The organism is Methylobacterium sp. WL12 (assembly GCF_008039475.1).
GTDB classification, from domain to species: Bacteria; Pseudomonadota; Alphaproteobacteria; order Rhizobiales; family Beijerinckiaceae; genus Methylobacterium; species Methylobacterium cerastii.
Map to the genome: position 1 here is coordinate 1 of NZ_VRUW01000092.1, position 18,028 is coordinate 18,028.

Sequence of the window (18,028 nt, forward strand, 5' to 3'; positions counted from 1 at the left end):
AGGGGCGGCTTTCGCGCGCAAGCTCGGTGCGAGCGGTAGGGGTCCACATCGGCGATCCAGGGTGAGCGTCAGACACTCTCCCAACGCCCGCGACACCTGCCGCTCACCCCATTATGAAACGGGGTCTTACGCGTCCGGTGCGTCCAGAGTCTTCGCCAGCGTCCGGGCGATGGCGACCAGCGCCGTGATCATCGGGGTGGAGGGCTCGCGCCGGGGCGCCACCAGCCCGATCGTGTGCTCCAGCTCCGGCGCGACGATCGGGACCGCGCGCACGCCGACCATCGGCCCCAGCGCGTCGGCGAGGATCGCCGGCATCACGCTCGCCCACTTGAGCGTGCGGACATGGGTCATCAGCACGATCATCGAGTTCGATTCGAGCGAGGCCGAGGGCTCGCCGCCGGCCTCGCGGATCTGCTGGTCGATGATGCGCCGGTTCTGCATGTTGGGCGTGAGCAGGCAGAGCGGCAGGCGGCCGATCTCGGCCCAGGTCACGGAGGCGCGGTCGTCGAAGGCGCCGCCCTCCGCGGTGAGCAGCCGGTAGCGCTCGCGGTAGAGCGGCACGGAGATCACCCGGCCGAGCGGCTCGTTGTCGAGGTAGGTCAGCCCGGCGTCGGCCTCCAGGTTCTCGATCAGCGAGAAGATGTCGGCCGAGGTGGTCGATTCCACCGTCAGCCGCACGTCGGGGTGCTTCTCGCGGTAGGGCGTCGTCAGGCTCGCCACCATCGGCAGCGCGGTCGGGATCGCGGCGATGCGCAGGTGCCCGGTGAGGCCCCGGCGCAGGCCCGCGACATCCTCGTGCATGGCGCGGCTGTCGGCGACGATGCGCCGGCCCCATTCGAGCACCCGCTCGCCCTCCGGGGTAAATCCCTGGAAGCGCGAGCCGCGCCGCACGAGCTGGACCCCGAAGCGGTTCTCGAGCTGCTTCACGCCCGCCGACAGGGTCTGCTGGGTCACGCCGCAGGTCTCGGCGGCGCGGCCGAAATGCTGCTCCCGCGAAAGCGCGAGCAGAAAGTCGAGCTTGTCGATCATGGCGCCCTCCCCGGCGGCGTGCCGGGAAGGCTATACCCATTTCGCCGGCCCCGCCCGCTCAGCGGAACAGGATCAGCGCCTTGGCGAGCGTCGTCCACACGCCCCAGGCGATCGGGATGCCGACGACGGCCCAGGCCGCGAGCGCCGTCGCGCTGAAGCCGCCCCGGCCGATGCCGAAGGAGCCCGACGGGATCGCCCCGGCCGCGCCCCGGCTGTTCAGCGCCGCCACGTCGGCGTCCGACATGAACCACTTGGGCTTGAGCGGTCGCACCAGCAGGTTGGCGACGAAGCCGAGCGCCAGCATGCCCGCGAGAATGTACATGGTGCCGTCGTAGAGGCGCGAGCCGGTGACGCCGGCGTCGACCTGCGCCTGGCGGATGTAGTTGACCACCACCGGCCCGACGATGCCCGCCGTCGACCACGCGGTGAGCAGCCGCCCGTGGATCGCGCCGACGAACTGCGTGCCGAAGATGTCGGCGAGGTAGGCCGGCACCGTGGCGAACCCGCCGCCGTACATCGACAGGATGATGCAGAACGCGAGCACGAACAGCGCCTGCGACCCGGCCGCCGCGAAGGACGGTGCGGCCGCGTAGAGCGCGATGCCCAGCGCGAAGAAGATCGCGTAGGTGGTCTTGCGCCCGAGCTTATCCGACATAGAGGCCCAGAAGAACCGGCCACCGATGTTGAACAGCGACAGCAGCCCGACGAAGCCGGCCGCGATCGCGGCGACCTGTGCCTTCTGTCCGGCATCGAGGGCGGCAAAGCTCACGCCCGGCGCGCCGACGAGGCGGCCGCCGAAGATCTCCTGCAGCATCGGCGAGGCGATGCCGATGACACCGATGCCCGCCGAGACGTTGAGGCACAGCACCGCCCAGATCAGCCAGAACTGCGGGGTCTTGTGCGCGTCGTCGAGGTGGACCTGGCCGTTGGTGATCATCCCCGCCTTGGCCGGCGCCGGGCTCCAGCCCTCGGGCTTCCAGCCGGCCGGGGGGACGCGGTAGCCGAGGGCGCCCGCCATCATGAACACGAAGTAGCCGGCGGCCATCACCAGGAAGGTCTGCCACACGCCGACCGAGGTCGGGCCCTTGAACGCGTCCATGAGCATGGCGGCCAGCGGCGAGCCGATCAGCGCGCCGCCGCCGAAGCCCATGATCGCCATGCCGGTGGCCATGCCGCGCCGGTCCGGGAACCACTTGATCAGGGTCGAGACCGGGGAGATGTAGCCGAGACCGAGGCCGATGCCGCCGATCACGCCCGAGCCGAGCCACATCATCCAGAGCTGGTGGGTGAGGATGCCGAGCGCCGAGATCGCCATGCCGCCGCACCAGCAGAGCGCAGCCGCGATGCCGGCCTTGCGCGGGCCCGCCCGCTCCAGCCAACCGCCGAACAGGGCGGCCGAGGCCCCGAGGAAGACGAAGAAAAGGGTGTACATCCAGCCGAGGTCCGCCACCCGCCAATCGCAGGTGGTGGTCACCAGGGCGGTGGCCAGCGACATGTCCGGGCAGGCCTTCGACGCGGTGATGCCGATGGCGCGCGAGAGCGGCAGCCAGAACACCGAGAAGCCGTAGGCCATGCCGATGCAGAGGTGGATCGCGAGGGCCGCCGGCGGCACCAGCCAGCGGTTGAACCCGGGCTTCGCGATCGTGGCTTCGCGCGACAGCCAGGACGGCGTCCGTTCGGGCAGGAGGGTGACGTCGGCCGTCCGTGCAGTCATCGCTGAGGTTTCCCCTTCAAGCGGCCCTGTTGTGCGGGCCGTCTTGCTAGGAAATCTAGATGCCGCGCTGGTCCGAGACTATCCGTGGCCTACCGCAGAATGCAAAATTCATCCTTGGGCGGGTGACAAAAGTGCAGGCCCGTCAACCGGCGTCGCTCGCACCTTCGCCGAGCTTCTGCGGGTCGCGGGTGGCGGCGCGCACCGGGCTCTCGGCCTCGGTCCGGCCCTCGCGCATCGCGCGCACCACGAGCGGGTCGACGCGCTCGCCCATGGCCGGCAGGCAGGCGGTGAGGCTCGCCACCATCTTCGGCGTCCAGAAGGCGATCACGTGGTTGTGGATGCCGGTCACCGCCTCCTCGTCCGGATAGGACCGGAAGAAGGAGGCGATCTGGTTGGCCATCCGCACCAGCTTCTCGTCGCTCGTCAGCGCGCTCATCGACAGACCTTCAAAAACCTTCTGGACACATCGCGGCCCGAACCGATCGCGGGTCCCGCCTCCCAGGGGGAGAGGGTGCGCGTCGCCTTCCTACTCCGCCGCCGCCTGCGCGATGCGGGTCAGCGAGAAGTCCTCCTCGTAGAACTTCGCCTGCCAATCCGAGGGACGGTTGGTGCGCCGCACCTGCACCGCCGTCACCTTGTACTCGGGGCAGTTGGTCGCCCAATCCGAGAAGTCGGTGGTGATGACGTTGGCGCCGGTCTTGGCGTGGTGGAAGGTGGTGTAGACCACGCCCGGCTGCATCCGCTCGGTGATCTTGGCCTTGAGCGCGATGTCGCCGGACCGACTCTCCAGCGAGACCAGGTCGCCGTCGACGACGCCGCGGACCTCGGCGTCGAACGGATGGATCTCCAGCACGTCCTCCTCGTGCCAGCGCGAGTTCTCGGTGCGGCGCGTCTGTGCGCCGACGTTGTACTGCGACAGGATCCGGCCGGTGGTGAGGATGAGCGGGAACTTCGCCCCCGTGCGCTCCTCGGTGGCGACGAACTCGGTGATCATGAAGCGGCCGAGGCCCCGCACGAACCGGTCGACGTGCATCATCGGCGTGCCCATCGGCGCCTTGTCGTTGCAGGGCCACTGCACCGAGCCGAGCTCGTCGAGCTTGGCGAAGGAGACGCCGGCGAAGCTCGGGGTGAGCGAGGCGATCTCGTCCATGATCTCGGACGGGTGGCTGTAGTTCATCTCGTAGCCGAGCGCCTTGGAGAGCAGGATCGTGCCCTCCCAGTCGCCGTAGCCGCCCATCGGCGGCATCACCTTGCGCACGCGGCTGATGCGGCGCTCGGCGTTGGTGAATGTGCCGTCCTTCTCCAGGAACGAGGCGCCGGGCAGGAAGACGTGGGCGTACTTGGCGGTCTCGTTCAGGAACAGGTCCTGGATGACGATGCACTCCATCGCCATCAAGCCGGACGTGACGTGGTGGGTGTCCGGGTCCGACTGGGCGATGTCCTCGCCCTGGATGTACATGCCCTTGAAGCCGCCATCGACGGCCTCATCGAGCATGTTGGTGATGCGCAGGCCCGGCGCGTTGTCGAGCTTGGCCCCCCAGAGCGCCTCGAAGCTCTCGCGGGTGGCGTCGTCCGAGACGTGGCGGTAGCCCGGCAGCTCGTGCGGGAACGAGCCCATGTCGCACGAGCCTTGGACGTTGTTCTGGCCGCGCAGCGGGTTCACGCCGGCGCCGAGCTTGCCGATGTTGCCGGTGGCCATGGCGATGTTGGCCATGCCCATCACCATGGTCGAGCCCTGGCTGTGCTCGGTGACGCCGAGGCCGTAGTAGATGCCGGCGTTGCCGCCGGTGGCGTAGAGCCGGGCGGCGGCGCGGAGCTCGGCCGGGTCGATGCCGGTGTACTGCGCCTGCGCCTCCGGCGAGTGGCGCTCGTCGGCGATGAAGCGGGCCCAGGACTCGAACTCTGCGAGGTCGCAGCGCTCGCGCACGTAGGCTTCGTCGATCAGCCCCTCGGTGACGATCACGTGCGCCATGGAGTTGATGAAGGCGACGTTGGAGCCGGGCTTCAGCGGCAGGTGGTGCGTCGCCTTGATGTGGGGCGACTTCACCAGGTCGATCTTGCGCGGGTCGGCGACGATGAGCTTGGCGCCCTCGCGCAGGCGCCGCTTCATCCGCGAGCCGAAGACCGGGTGGCCGTCGGTCGGGTTGGCGCCGATCACCAGGATCACGTCGGACTGCTCGACCGACTTGAAGTCCTGGGTGCCGGCCGAGGTGCCGAGCGTCGACATCAGGCCGTAGCCGGTCGGCGAGTGGCAGACGCGGGCGCAGGTGTCGACGTTGTTGTTGCCGAAGGCGGCGCGCACGAGCTTCTGGACGAGGTAGGCCTCCTCGTTTGTGCAGCGCGACGAGGTGATGCCGCCGACCGAGTCCTTGCCGTAGGTCGCCTGGATGCGCTTGAACTCGGAGGCCGCGCGGTCGATCGCCTCCTCCCACGACACCTCGCGCCAGGGATCCGTGATCTTCTCGCGGATCATCGGTTTTGTGATGCGGTCCTTGTGGGTGGCGTAGCCGTAGGCGAAGCGGCCCTTGACGCAGCTATGGCCCTCGTTGGCCTTGCCGCCCTTGTAGGGCACCATGCGGATGATCTTGGTGCCCTGCATCTCCGCCTTGAACGAGCAGCCGACGCCGCAATAGGCGCAGGTGGTCACCTCCGAATGCTCGGGCTGGCCGTGCTCGTGGATCGACTTCTCTTGGAGCGTCGCGGTCGGGCAGGCCTGGACGCAGGCGCCGCAGGACACGCACTCGGATTCCATGAAGTTGGTGTTGCCGGCGGCGACACGGCTGTCGAAGCCGCGGCCCTCGATGGTGAGCGCGAAGGTGCCCTGCACCTCCTCGCAGGCGCGGACGCAGCGGTTGCAGACGATGCACTTCGACGGGTCGTAGGTGAAGTACGGGTTCGACTCGTCCTTCGGCAGGTACTTTTCCGCCGTCGGCACGACGTGGTTGTCGCCGTCGTAGCCGTAGCGCACGTCGCGCAGGCCGACGACGCCGGCCATGTCCTGCAGCTCGCAGTCGCCGTTGGCGGCGCAGGTCAGGCAGGTCAGCGGGTGGTCGGAGATGTAGAGCTCCATCACGCCCTTGCGGAGCTTGGCGAGCTTGTCGGTCTGCGTCCGCACGACCATGCCGTTCTCGGCCGGCGTGGTGCAGGAGGCCGGCGTGCCGCGCCGCCCCTCGATCTCCACGAGGCAGAGGCGGCAGGAGCCGAACGGCTCCAGCGAATCCGTCGCGCACAGTTTCGGGATCTGCGTGCCGGCGTTCATCGCCGCCGCCATCACCGACGTTCCGGCCGGGACGGTGACGTCCATGCCGTCGATGCTCAGCGTCACCGTCTGATCGCTGACGCGGATCGGGGTGCCGTAGTCGATCTCTTTGATGAGGGCCATGGACGCCTCCCTATTCCGCCGCGACGGGCAGGTCGCCCGCGCGCGAAAAGTCTTCGGGGAAATGGGTGATCGCGCTCATCACGGGCATCGGCGTGAGCCCGCCCATGGCGCAAAGCGAACCGTCGGTCATGACCTCGCAGAGGTCGGCGATGACGGTGAGGTTCTTCTCCGGGCTGATCCCGGCGATGACCTTGTCCATCGTCTCGACGCCGCGGGTCGCGCCGATGCGGCACGGGGTGCACTTGCCGCAGGATTCCGTGGCGCAGAACTCGAAGGCGAAGCGGGCCTGCTTGGCCATGTCGACGGTGTCGTCGAACACGACGATGCCGCCATGGCCGACCAGGCCCTTCTTGGCCGCCATCGCCTCGTAGTCGAGGGGCGTATCGAGCAGGTGGTCGGGGAAGTAGGCCCCGAGCGGCCCGCCGACCTGTACCGCCCGCACCGGACGGCCGGAGAAGGTGCCGCCGCCGTAGCCCTCGATGACTTCGCGCAGCGTGATGCCGAAGGCGGTCTCGATTAGGCCGCCGTGCTTCACGTTGCCTGCGAGCTGGATCGGCAGGGTGCCGAGGGAGCGGCCCATGCCGTAGTCGGCGTAGGCCTTGGCGCCGTGCTCCAGGATCCAGGGCGTGGCCGTGAAGGTCATCACGTTGTTGACCAGCGTCGGCTGGCCGAGGAAGCCCTTCAGCGCCGGGATCGGGGGCTTGGCGCGGACGATGCCGCGCTTGCCCTCGAGGCTCTCCAGCAGCGAAGTCTCCTCGCCGCAGATGTAGGCGCCCGCGCCGAGCCGCACCTCGAGGTGGAAGCTCTTGCCGGAGCCCATCACGTCGTCGCCGAGCACGCCCGCCGCGATACCGTTGGCGATCGCCTCCTTCAGCGTGGCGAAGGCCTGCGGGTATTCCGAACGCAGGTAGATGTAGCCCCGGGTCGCGCCGACCGCGACGGCGGCGATGGTCATGCCCTCGATGAGGTTGAAGGGGTCGCCCTCCATCATCATCCGGTCGGCGAAGGTGCCGGAATCGCCCTCGTCGGCGTTGCAGACCACGTATTTCTGGTGCGACTGCGCCAGCATCACCGTGTTCCACTTGATGCCGGCCGGGAAGCCGGCGCCGCCGCGGCCGCGCAGGCCGGATTCGCGGACTTCGCCGACGGTGCCCTCGGGGCCGAGCCGAAGCGCGGCCTCGAGGCCGCGATAGCCGCCATGGGCCTTGTAGTCGTCGACCGAGACCGGATCGATCACGCCGCAGCGGTGGAAGGTGAGCCGCTGCTGGCGGGCCAGGAACGTGATCTTCTCCGGGTCGCCGAGGCGCAGCGGGTGCTCGCCGCCCTCCGCGAGGCCGGCATCGAGCAGCGCGTCGACGTCGGCGGGCGTCACCGGGCCGTAGGCGACGCGGCCCTCGGGCGTCGCGACCTCGACCATCGGCTCCAGCCAGAACAGGCCGCGCGAACCGGTGCGGACGATCGACACGTCGAGGCCGCGGCGCTCGGCGCCGGAAAACAGCGCCCGGGCGACGCGGTTGGCGCCGAGGCCCAGCGCGACGGCGTCGCGGGGGACGTAGAGGGTGATGCTCATGGCCGTGCTCATGCGCGCGCCTCGCTCAGAGCCGCTTCGAGGCTGTCTGCGGTGAGCCGCGCGATCGGCTCGCCGTCGACGAGGGCCGCCGGGGCGTTCGAGCACAGGCCGAGGCAGTAGACCGGCTCGACGGTGGCGTTGCCGTCGCTGGTCGTGCCATGCCAGCCCGTGCCGAGGCGCGACAGAATCTCGGCGTGGAGCCGGTCCGAGCCCATGGCCTGGCACGCCTCCGCGCGGCACAGCTTCACCTCGTGACGGCCGGCCGGGTGTGCGCGGAAGTCGTGGTAGAAAGTGATGCAGCCGTGGACCTCGGCCCGCGACAGATTGAGCGCATCCGCGATCAGCGGCACGGCGCCGGCGTCGACGTAGCCGAAGGTCTCCTGCAGCGCGTGCAGGATCGGGAGGGTGGCGCCCTCCAGATGGCTGTGCTCGGCGATGATCCCGGAGGCGCGCTGGCCATCCCAGGGCTCGAAACGCGGCATGATTTCCTGCCCAGATTGTTCCTGTTCTAAGGGACGACTGGAACAGAAATGCCGATTGCATTCAATCGTGCAGATTGGTCGTTCGACAAAGGACGCCTGTCGAAACCGGCTGTCCGACCGGACGTTTCCCTATGCAGAGGCCATCCATCAAGGCATTTTCAACGCGTCCGATTTGTCATGCTGCGCTGCAACAAGCCCCCTCATCTCGAAGCCATGGATGGTGCCGTGCAATAAACTACCGGTTTGCGCGGCATTCCGACGCCTGCTCGCCAATGGTGATCGGTTTTCGCCTGCAACCACGGGTGAGCACAGCGGAAATTTCTTTTCGCCCCCATGAAACCTTGGACCAAAGTCCGACTTGACAAACCCTAGGGGCAGCCGGGGGGCTGTCTGTCAGGCTTACGTCGGCGCTGGCAACAGGATGGACGGGGCGCCCAAGGTGACGGATTCCATGGTCAAGAGCGATCTCCACCCGCCGCACTCCGGCCCCGGCTCGGATCCGGTGCTCTACGGCGTGGCCGCGGGGTTGGCCGAGCTGTTCCCGCCGGTCACCGGGCACGCCCGCGTAGTCCACGACCGCGACCCGGTCGAGACGGACGAGCCCGAGCGCGACTGACGTTCTGCGCGATGGCCAAGCACGTCGCGCACTGGATCTTCTATAAGGCGTCGCGCGCCGTGTCCTGCCACCGCACCAGCGGGTTCGTCAGCGCCACCAGCAGCGCGTCGGCGAGCTTTCCCGCCACCGCGAAGGCGATGATCGCGGCCAGGATTTGCTCGGGCTTGGAGAATTGCTGCCCGTCGATCAGCAGGTAGCCAAGACCCTCGGATGCTCCCATCAGCTCCGCCGCGACCACGAACAGGAAGCCGAGGCCGAGCCCGGTGCGCAACGCCGTGACGGTGGCCGGCAGCACCGCCGGAAGCAGGATGCGCCTCACCTGCGCCGCCCGCGACAGGCGGAAGATCCGTCCGACCTCGACGAGCTTGCGATCGACCGAGGCGATGGCGCCGGCGACCCCGACATAGACCGGGAAGAACACGCCGACCGCGATCAGCGTCACCTTCGGCGTCTCGAGGATGCCGAACCACAGGATGAACAGCGGCACCCAGGCGAGCGAAGGCACCGCGCGCAACGCCTGCAGGCTCGGATCGACGAGCCGCCGCAGGGTCGGAAGGGTCGCGGTGAGCGCGCCCACGACGATCCCCGCCACCGCCCCGAGCGCGAAGCCGAGGCCGACGCGAACCAACGTCGCCGAGACGTGCATCCACAGGTCGCCGGAGCGGGCGAGGTCCCACAACGTCGCCGCGATCCGGCTCGGCGGCGGCAGCAGGCGCCCCTGCGCCAGGCCGGCCCGCACGGCCGCCTCCCAGCCGAGAGCCAGGATCAGCGGAAGCAACAGGCCGAGGCCCGCCCAGCCGAAGCGCGACGCGCGTCCGGCCCGTGGGGCGACGACAGGTGCAACGTTCGCCATGGGGGCGGCCGCGGGTCCGGTCATCGGGCGTCGAACTCGAGAAGGTGGAACATCGGGCCGTCGCGGGCTGGAGGATCGGCGGCTCTATAACACCGCCTGAGCCTCAGCGCCCCGCCTCGGCCACGACCGCATTGCGTGCGATCGGATGTAAGGGTTCGTTCGGCGTCGGACGAGGCGCTGGTCCCCTCTCTCAAGGGGAGAGGGGCAGGGTGAGGGGCGTGACCTCTCCGGATGGGGTACGCCCCTCATCCCGCCCTTCTCCCCATGGGAGAAGGGGCCTCGACGTGGTTCGTGGCCTAATCCAAACCGCCGAAACGCGCATCGGGGCGGCCCCGATGCGGCTTGCGCCTACCGCGCCGCCGTCGGGTTGAAGGCCGTGTCGATCAGTCCATCGACCGCCGCCGGGACGTCGGTGCCAGCGGGGATGATGCCGGCCTGCTGCAGGGCGAGGCCGGCCGCGCGGATCGAGTCCGCCTGGGCCTTGCAGAGCGCGGGCTCGGAGAGGTCGGTGCGCGCGACCTGGCGGGCGATCACCGGCTCGGGCAGCTTGGTCGCGGAAATCAAAGCCGCCTTCAGCGCGTCGGGGTTCTGGATCGAGAACAGCCGCGCCCGCTCGTAGGCGGCGATCACCGTGCGGACGAGCTCCGGGTTCTCCTTCGCGAACGCCTCGCGTACGTCGAGCAGGCCCCAGGTGTTGGCGCTGGCGTCGCGGAAGAACAGCACGTCGTCGTTCTCGATCTCGGCCGCAGCCATCATCGGGTCGAGGCCGGCCCAGGCGTCGACGTCGCCGCGGTCGAGCGCCGTGCGGCCGTCGGCGTGCTGGAGCAGGACGAGCTTGGCGTCGCGCTCGGTCAGGCCCGCGCCCTGAAGCGCGCGGATCAGGAAGATGTGCGGGTCGGTGCCGCGGGTGACGGCGATGCGCTTGCCCTTGAGGTCGGCGACCCGCGCGATGCCGCTGTCCTTGCGGGTGACGAGCGCCGTCCATTCCGGCCGCGAGAAGGCGTAGACCGCCTTGATCGGGTTGCCGTTGATGCGTGCCACCAGGGCGGCGGCGCCTGCCGACGAGCCGAAGTCGATCGCGCCGGCATTCAGAAATTCCAGCGCCTTGTTGGAGCCGAGCGACTGGACCCACCGCACGGTGATGCCCATCGGCTTCAGCGCCTCCTCCAAGAACCCCTTGTCCTTCAGCACGAGGCCGACCGGGTTGTAGGTCGCCCAGTCGAGGCGCACCTCCTTCAACTCGGCGGCGCGGGCCGCCAGCGAGAGGGCGGGCAGGGCGAGCGCGAGGGCACCGAGGAGCGCGCGGCGGGCGAGGCGCATGAAAAGGTCCTTTTCGGATCGGGCGTTCGATCCGAGCTAGGCAGCTTCGTTCTTTATGTCAAACGATTGATCCGCCTCAAAGGACGGCCTGGTCTCTGCTTCCACGCCGAAGTGCCGGTGTCGGTGGTGCCATGGCGCGCCACGCTGGCAGCACCAGCAGTTCATGCTAACGGGTACCCATGTTCGACGCCGTCGCCGCCCTCGACAAGGTTCTGGACGCCCTGGACCGCGAGGCCCGTGAGCCGACGAAGCTCCGCGCCGTGCTGGTGCCGGAGCTGAAGCGCGTGATCGAGGCCGGCCACGCGGCCGCCGAGGCGCAGCTGCTGAAGGACCGCGACGGCATGCGTTGCGCCCGCACGCTGTCGAGCCTCACCGACGCGGTGGTGCGCGCGATCCACGACGCGGTGGTCTGGCGGCTCTACCCGAACGACAACCCCTCCACCGGCGAGCAGCTCGCGGTGGTGGCCACCGGCGGCTACGGCCGGGGCACGATGGCGCCGGGCTCGGACATCGATCTGCTGTTCCTGCTGCCCTACAAGCAGACCGCGTGGTCGGAGAGCGTCGTCGAGGCGATGCTCTACGTGCTGTGGGACCTGAAATTGAAGGTCGGCCACGCCACCCGCTCGGTCGAGGAGTGCCTGCGCGAGGCGAAGGCGGACATGACGATCCGCACGGCGCTCCTGGAGGCGCGCTACCTGTTCGGCTCGCGGGTGCTGTTCGAGGAGCTGGTGACGCGCTTCGACGCCGAGTTGGTGATGGGCACCGCCCACGAGTTCGTCGAGGCGAAGCTGCGCGAGCGCGACGGCCGCATCACGAAGGCGGGCTCGTCGCGCTATCTCGTCGAGCCCAACGTCAAGGACGGCAAGGGGGGCCTGCGCGACCTCAACACCCTGTTCTGGATCGCCAAGTACACCTACCGGGTGCGCGACCAGGTCGAGCTCGTGGCCGCCGGCCTGTTCACGGCGGAGGAGTACCGCCTGTTCGAGCGCTGCGACGAGTTCCTGTGGCGGGTGCGTTGCCACCTGCACTTCGTCACGCGGCGCTCGGAGGAGCGGCTGTCCTTCGGGCTGCAACCGAAGATCGCCGAGCGGCTCGGCTTCGGGCCGCGCGGCGGCCTGTCGGGCGTCGAGCGCTTCATGAAGGCCTACTTCCTGATTGCCAAGGACGTGGGCGACCTCACCGCCATCGTCTGCGCCGAGCTCGAGGCGCGCCACGCCAAGCGCACGCCGGTGCTCGACCGCTGGATCGGCAAGTTCCGCGACCGGTTCCGCGCCACCGCGATCGAGGCGGAGGATTTCTGGCTCGATCACGGCCGGGTCAACGTGCGCGCCGAGGACGCGTTCGAGCGCGACCCGGTGAACCTCCTGCGGCTGTTCTGGCTCGCCGACCGGCACAACCTCGCGATCCACCCGGACGCCAAGCGGCTGGCCAACCGCTCCTTACGCCTGATCGGCCACGCACTGCGCGCCGACGAGGAGGCCAACCGGCTCTTCCTCGAGATCCTGACCTCGCGGAACTCGCCGGAATCGGTGCTGCGGCAGATGAACGAGGCCGGGGTGCTCGGCCGCTTCATCCCGGATTTCGGGCGGATCGTGGCGATGATGCAGTTCAACATGTACCACCACTTCACGGTGGACGAGCACCTGCTGCGCTCGCTCGGCGTGCTGGCCGCGATCGATTCCGGCCGCGGGGACGAGCCGTTCCCCCTGGTCTCGCGGCTGGTCGGCGCGATCCACAACCGCCGCGCGCTCTACGTGGCGATCCTGCTCCACGACATCGCCAAGGGCCGGCCCGAGGACCACTCCATCGCCGGCGCGGCGATCGCGCAGAAGCTGTGCCCGCGCTTCGGCCTGACCCAGGCCGAGACCGAGACGGTGGCCTGGCTCGTCGAGCACCACCTGCTGATGTCGATGACCGCCCAGAGCCGCGACCTCTCGGACCCGAAGACCATCGAGAAGTTCGCAGCCGTGGTGCAGACGCTGGAGCGCCTGCGCCTGCTGACGATCCTGACGGTGGCCGACATCACCGCCGTCGGCCCCGGCGTCTGGACCGCGTGGAAGGGCACGCTGATCCGCACCCTCTACGACGAGACCGAGGTGGTGCTCTCGGGCGGCCACTCCGAGATCGCCCGCACCGACCGGGTCCGCCTGATCCAGATGTCCCTGCGCGAGCAGCTGCCCGACTGGTCGTCGGACACGTTCGACGCCTACGCCGCGCGCCACACCCAGGCCTACTGGCTGAAGGTCGACGGGGTGCGCCAATTCAAGAACGCCGGCTTCATCCGCCAGGCGACCGAGGCCGGCCGCACCAGCGCCACCGACGTCGAGACCGATCCGGTCCGCGGCGTCACCGAGCTGACGGTGTATTCCCCCGACCACCCGCGGCTGCTGGCCATCGTCACGGGGGCCTGCGCGGCGTCCGGCGGCAACATCGTCGACGCCCAGGCCTACACCACGAGCGACGGCTTCGCCCTCGATTCGATCTTCATCTCCCGCGCCTTCGAGCGCGACGAGGACGAGATGCGCCGCGGCCGGCGCATCACCGCCTCGATCGAGCGCTCGCTCAAGGGCGAGATCAAGATCGCCGAGCTGGTGGCCGACAAGCACCCGCCCTCCACCGGCCGGGCCAAGACCTTCCTGGTCCCCCCCGACGTGGCGATCGACAACGCGCTGTCGAGCCGCGAGACCGTGGTCGAGGTCACCGGCCTCGACCGGCCGGGCCTGCTCTACGAGCTGACCACGGCGCTGAACCGCCTGAACCTCAACATCACCTCGGCCCACGTGGCGACCTTCGGCGAGCGGGCGGTGGACGTGTTCTACGTGACCGACCTCACCGGCACCCGCGTCACCCAGCCCGACCGCCAGGCGGCGATCCGCGGCGCGGTGATGGAGGTTTTTGCCGGAGACGTGGCGGCGATGAAGGCGGAAGGCCTGGAGGCCCTGGTCGCCGCCCCGCCGCCGCGGGAGGCGTGAGGGCCACGCCGGGTTCCGATGCGGAACGGTTGCACCGCACCGCACCGCCCGCCGCCCGCCAAACCCGACGGATCGCTTCGCAATGCGGCGATCGGCGACGCGGATGCCGGCTTCGCTCGGCCGCCGTCCGGGCCGGCCGGCACGCCGTCTCCACGGAGAGTCCGGACAGCGTTTTGGTCCGAATGACATACCCAATTCCACATTCAATGTATTCATCCGGCGTGGGCCGCGGCTGTCCTATGTCGTCGTGATGCGACGGATATCGATGAGGTTACGGAGGCTCTCGATCCCGAACTCGGAGAAGGCCATGGTTCCGTCAGGGTGCTGCGGATCGTAGACCCAGACCAGCCCGTCTTCGGGCTCCAGATCGGTAGCGATATCGGCGAGCCAGTCGGCATCTTCGCCGAGCTCCCTTGCGACGAGCGCCAGGGTCCTGACGGCATGGACCTTGTTGATGTGCATCGTCAGGCTGCGATTGCCGTGATCGACGGCGGGGACCAGTTCCACGGCAGCAGGTCGTCGAGTCGATGGATCGGATACCCGGCGATGCGGGCCAGCACGTCGGCGAGCCAGGCCTGCGGGTCAACATCGTTGAGCTTTGCCGTCTGGATCAGCGTCACTATTGCGGCGGCACGCTCGGCGCCGCGGCTGGAGCCTGCAAACAGCCATGCTTTTCGACCGAGGGCAAAACCTCTGAGCGCCCGCTCGGCGGCATTATTTGTGAGGCACACCCGCCCGTCGTCGAGGAACGAGGCAAACCTGTCCCAGCGCCTGAGCATGTAATTGATCGGCTTTGCGACGGTCGCCGAGCGCGAGAGCCTGACGCGCTGCTCACCGAGCCAGGTGCGCAGGTCCTCGACGAACGGGCGGCTTCGCTCCTGTCGGACCTGGCGACGCGCGTCGGCGCTCAGACCGTTGATCTCGCGCTCGATGGCGAAGAGCACGTCGATGCGCGTGACCGCCTCCAAGGCAATCGGCGACACAGGCGCGGCGTCGGGGCCACGCCGCGCGCTCGCGGCGATGTCGGCGAGTTCGAAGAAGCCGCGACGGGCATGGGACCAACACAGCGCCGACGTGACCTGCCCGCCTGGACGCGCGGGATCGTAGAGCCCGTTGTATCCGCCATAGGCGTCGGCCTGGAGGATGCCGGACCAAGCCGCGAGGTGCGCGTCCGGATGCTCCTGCCGCCGGTCGCGCGAGGCGAAGTAGAGCGCCGCCGGCGGATCGGCGCCGCCAAAGGGCCTGTCGTCGCGGACATAGGTCCAGATCCGGCCCGTATCGGTTTTGCCTTTGGCCAGGATCGGCACCGTGGTGTCGTCGGCGTGCAGCCTCTCGGCCGCCATCACGTGCCAGACGATCCGCTCATGCAACGGCGCCAGCGCTGCCGTCGCCGCGCCGACCTGGTCGGCCAGCGTCGAGACGGAGAGGTCGATGCCTTCGCGGCCGTAGCGTTCGCTCTGGCGGTTCAGCGGTTGATGTTGACCGAACTTCTCAAACAGCACCATGGCCAGCAGGTTCGGCCCGACGAAGCCGCGTGGGGTCACATGGAAGGGCGCCGGCGGCTGCGAGATGGCCTCGCACGCGCGGCAGGTGAACTTCTCCCGGACCGTCTGGATCACCTTCCACTGGCGTGGGATCACCTCCAGGGTCTCGGTGACGTCCTCGCCGAGCTTCGACAGCTTCATGGAGCCGCAGCACGGGCACGACGAAGGCGCTGCGATCACGACCCGCTCGCGCGGAAGATGCTCCGGGAACGGCTTGCGTGATGGACGGCGGCGTCGCGCCGGAGCCGGCAGCGAGGCCTGAAGCGCCGCAGCCTCTGCCGAGAGTTCGTCCTCAGTCGCCTTGGCCTCCAACTCTTCGAGCTGGAGCCCCATCTGGTCGATGAGCCGCGCCGTGCGCTCCGATCGTTGGCCGTAGAGCTCGCGCCTGAGCTTCTCGATCATCAGCTTCAGATGCGCGATCATCGCTTCGGTGGAGGACGCCGCGGCTTGCGCATCGATCCGCATCGCGCGCTCGCTGAGGATCATCGCATGAGCCGCCGCCAGATCGGCGGGAAGCGAGGGCGAAGTCGGCGATGAAGGGGCGGCGCTCACGACGGTGAGGGAATCACATCCCCCTGCAAACGCAAGCGAAAAGGCCTATCCGATCACCGTCGGACGCCAGGTCTCTACCGGATTGCGCCAGTCGATCCCCGAGAGCAGATACCCCATCTGTGCGGGCGTGATCGCGACGACCCCGTCGGCTGGCGAGGGCCATAGAAAGCGGCCCTTCTCAAGCCGTCGCACGTAGAGGCTCGCCGCCTGCCCGTCGTGCCAGATCACCTTCAAGAGATCGCCCCGGCGCCCGCGGAAGCAAAAGACGTGGCCGCCGAGCGGATCACGCTTCAACACCTCCTGCGCCAACAGCGCCAGCGAGGCGAACCCCTTCCGCATATCGGTGTGGCCGGTGGCGAGCCAGACCTTCACCCCAAGCGGAACCGGAATCATCGAAAGCCCTCAAGGCCCCGCGCCAACGCAAGCACCGCGTCGACCTCGATACCGCCTTCGACAATGATCCGGCGGCCCGCCGACAGCACGATCTCAACCCGCGGCGACCGCTCCGGCCGCGATGTCGGATCCCGATCCCTGCTCGCGCCATCCAGCAGCGATGCCGGCACCGGTGCCGGACTGGACGGCCCAAGATCCGACGCGACCGCGACAGACAAGAATGCGCCGGGGGCAGGCTGAGCCTCCAGCCTCTCGCGCCAGCGATAGATCTGCTGCGCCTGGATGCCGTGGCGCTTGGCCGTCGCGATCACGTTGCCGCTGGTCACGGACTCCGCCACGACAGCGCGCTTCTCTTGAGCACTCCAGCGGCGGCGCCGGACGTAGGTCGCATCGTCCATCCGAGCATCTCCAGCATCGATGCCGGCACCGATGCCGGATCAGATCACCGAAAAGCTGGACGCCGACAGACCTCCAAACAAGGCGGCCTACGCCGGATGCGCACCATTCAATGACACATCCAATCTCACATCACGTTTCATATCCAGTTTCATAAGTCGGACCCTATGAGGTCCGGCGGATAGCGGCCGCCCCGCCGTCGCGGGGGCCGGATCGCGATGCGTGGTCCGCGACGCGATTTGGTGTCAGTCCACCCAGGCGATGGTGATCGGCGCGTCGATCCCGAGCACGGCGTGAACGGGACAGGCCTGTGCCGCCGCCTTCCGCATGGCGCGCTGTTGTTCGTCGAAGCGACCAGGGACGCGAGCATGCTACGCTGTGCAGAGGTGTCATCAGGCGGCGTGCCTCCGCCGGGGCCGCGTTGTGCTAGGTCTGCGCATATGCCATGGCATACGGAGCTTTGGGCAGCGCTAAAAGATGGTGCCGGGCCATCGTGGGGTCGTCAGAAAACGCCTGCGTGGGAGCGTAAGTGAGGGCGGAAAACTTTGCCAACTGGCTGATCGAGCTTTCAAACGGAGACACCCAGAGCAGCATCGACGGGCTGGTTCTGGTGAAAGAATTCCGTGCTCTCAGCCTTGCGCCCGAACAATATTTAATGATGGAAAAAGCCGAGAGCTATGCGGCGCATTCCGTTTTCTTCGAGGCCGGCCGCAACAATCGTGCGCCAGTCGCCCAGGCCTTCATCTATGTCAGCGATCACCCTGGCGAGAGCCACGAGTTCGCACTCTTGCACAAGCGTTTGTGGAGCTGGGGGGGCGTACCGCTGCTCTACCGCAAGACACCGGGCAAAGTGGAATTGTTCCGCTGTGCGAGCAAGGCCGATTTCGATCAGAAGGATACAGCGCCTAGGTACAAGGCCTACGATACTGTTAGCCTGTAAGCGCTCGGTGGAGGCTCGGCGTTGTATTTCGGTTGCGTCGTCTTCCTGAAGGCCGGCTGACCGAGGGGATGACCGTGCGCCGATCTGGATGTTTTGCGGTGACGAGATGCTTTTCTAGCCCGACGTCGTGCTGCGGCGGCCCGACGTCGTGCTGCGGCGGCCCGACGTCGTGCTGCGGCGTGCTGACAGGGAAAGGATCAATCCCAAATCGGCCTGTGCGGTCGACAAAGCGCCCTGCGTCCACACCAGAATGATCATCGTGCGG

At 68.4% G+C, this 18,028-nt stretch carries 15 protein-coding genes; 3 read left to right on the top strand and 12 right to left on the bottom strand.

The genetic code is table 11. The features are described from left to right. Positions 1-126: 126 nt before the first annotated feature. The 6 genes from FV226_RS23210 to FV226_RS23235 all read right to left on the bottom strand — a co-directional run bounded on the left by FV226_RS23210 (position 127) and on the right by FV226_RS23235 (position 8,177). Positions 127-1,029: a LysR family transcriptional regulator gene (locus FV226_RS23210; RefSeq protein ID WP_147751630.1), complete on the bottom strand. Its 903-nt coding sequence runs from the start codon at positions 1,027-1,029 to the stop codon at positions 127-129. Between the two features lie 58 nt (positions 1,030-1,087). Continuing rightward, positions 1,088-2,743: an OFA family MFS transporter gene (locus tag FV226_RS23215; RefSeq protein WP_147764765.1), complete on the bottom strand. Its 1,656-nt coding sequence runs from the start codon at positions 2,741-2,743 to the stop codon at positions 1,088-1,090. Positions 2,744-2,885: 142 nt separating this feature from the next. Then, positions 2,886-3,179, bottom strand: a complete 294-nt coding sequence (locus FV226_RS23220; protein WP_147751628.1) for a formate dehydrogenase subunit delta — start codon at positions 3,177-3,179, stop codon at positions 2,886-2,888. Positions 3,180-3,269: 90 nt separating this feature from the next. After that, positions 3,270-6,125 carry a formate dehydrogenase subunit alpha gene (gene fdhF / locus FV226_RS23225; protein WP_147764766.1) on the bottom strand — a complete coding sequence of 952 codons (2,856 nt, stop codon included), beginning with the start codon at positions 6,123-6,125 and terminating at the stop codon, positions 3,270-3,272. A gap of 10 nt (positions 6,126-6,135) precedes the next feature. Next, on the bottom strand, positions 6,136-7,695 hold the full coding sequence (locus FV226_RS23230; protein ID WP_147764773.1) for a formate dehydrogenase beta subunit: 1,560 nt from the start codon (positions 7,693-7,695) through the stop codon (positions 6,136-6,138). An 8-nt stretch (positions 7,696-7,703) separates the two neighbouring features. Next, positions 7,704-8,177, bottom strand: a complete 474-nt coding sequence (locus tag FV226_RS23235; RefSeq protein ID WP_147751626.1) for a formate dehydrogenase subunit gamma — start codon at positions 8,175-8,177, stop codon at positions 7,704-7,706. Positions 8,178-8,628: 451 nt separating this feature from the next. On the opposite strand from FV226_RS23235, the gene FV226_RS23240 reads away from it, so the two are divergent. Beyond that, the gene (locus FV226_RS23240) at positions 8,629-8,793 is read left to right on the top strand and encodes a hypothetical protein (protein ID WP_238272062.1); all 165 of its coding nucleotides are present in this window, start codon (positions 8,629-8,631) and stop codon (positions 8,791-8,793) included. Positions 8,794-8,833: 40 nt separating this feature from the next. On the opposite strand, the gene FV226_RS23245 is transcribed toward FV226_RS23240, so the two are convergent. Next, the gene (locus FV226_RS23245; RefSeq protein ID WP_238272063.1) at positions 8,834-9,646 is read right to left on the bottom strand and encodes an ABC transporter permease; all 813 of its coding nucleotides are present in this window, start codon (positions 9,644-9,646) and stop codon (positions 8,834-8,836) included. A 348-nt stretch (positions 9,647-9,994) separates the two neighbouring features. Further along, complete coding sequence (locus FV226_RS23250) at positions 9,995-10,966, bottom strand: aliphatic sulfonate ABC transporter substrate-binding protein (protein ID WP_147764768.1); 972 nt, start codon at positions 10,964-10,966, stop codon at positions 9,995-9,997. A gap of 179 nt (positions 10,967-11,145) precedes the next feature. On the opposite strand from FV226_RS23250, the gene FV226_RS23255 reads away from it, so the two are divergent. Further along, the gene (locus FV226_RS23255) at positions 11,146-13,938 is read left to right on the top strand and encodes a [protein-PII] uridylyltransferase (RefSeq protein WP_147764769.1); all 2,793 of its coding nucleotides are present in this window, start codon (positions 11,146-11,148) and stop codon (positions 13,936-13,938) included. A gap of 237 nt (positions 13,939-14,175) precedes the next feature. On the opposite strand, the gene FV226_RS23260 is transcribed toward FV226_RS23255, so the two are convergent. The 4 genes from FV226_RS23260 to FV226_RS23275 form a co-directional block, all read right to left on the bottom strand. Then, the gene (locus tag FV226_RS23260; protein ID WP_246691708.1) at positions 14,176-14,445 is read right to left on the bottom strand and encodes a hypothetical protein; all 270 of its coding nucleotides are present in this window, start codon (positions 14,443-14,445) and stop codon (positions 14,176-14,178) included. After that, positions 14,403-15,968, bottom strand: a complete 1,566-nt coding sequence (locus tag FV226_RS23265; RefSeq protein WP_147764770.1) for an IS66 family transposase — start codon at positions 15,966-15,968, stop codon at positions 14,403-14,405. Before FV226_RS23265 ends, FV226_RS23260 begins: the two co-directional genes overlap by 43 nt. A 111-nt stretch (positions 15,969-16,079) precedes the next feature. Next, complete coding sequence (tnpB, locus tag FV226_RS23270) at positions 16,080-16,427, bottom strand: IS66 family insertion sequence element accessory protein TnpB (RefSeq protein WP_091928781.1); 348 nt, start codon at positions 16,425-16,427, stop codon at positions 16,080-16,082. Then, positions 16,424-16,825, bottom strand: a complete 402-nt coding sequence (locus tag FV226_RS23275) for a transposase (RefSeq protein WP_147764771.1) — start codon at positions 16,823-16,825, stop codon at positions 16,424-16,426. The genes tnpB and FV226_RS23275 overlap by 4 nt, the downstream gene beginning before the upstream one ends. A 527-nt stretch (positions 16,826-17,352) precedes the next feature. Between FV226_RS23275 and FV226_RS23280 the strand changes: the two genes are divergently transcribed. Then, positions 17,353-17,763 carry a hypothetical protein gene (locus FV226_RS23280; protein WP_147764772.1) on the top strand — a complete coding sequence of 137 codons (411 nt, stop codon included), beginning with the start codon at positions 17,353-17,355 and terminating at the stop codon, positions 17,761-17,763. Positions 17,764-18,028 lie beyond the last annotated feature (265 nt).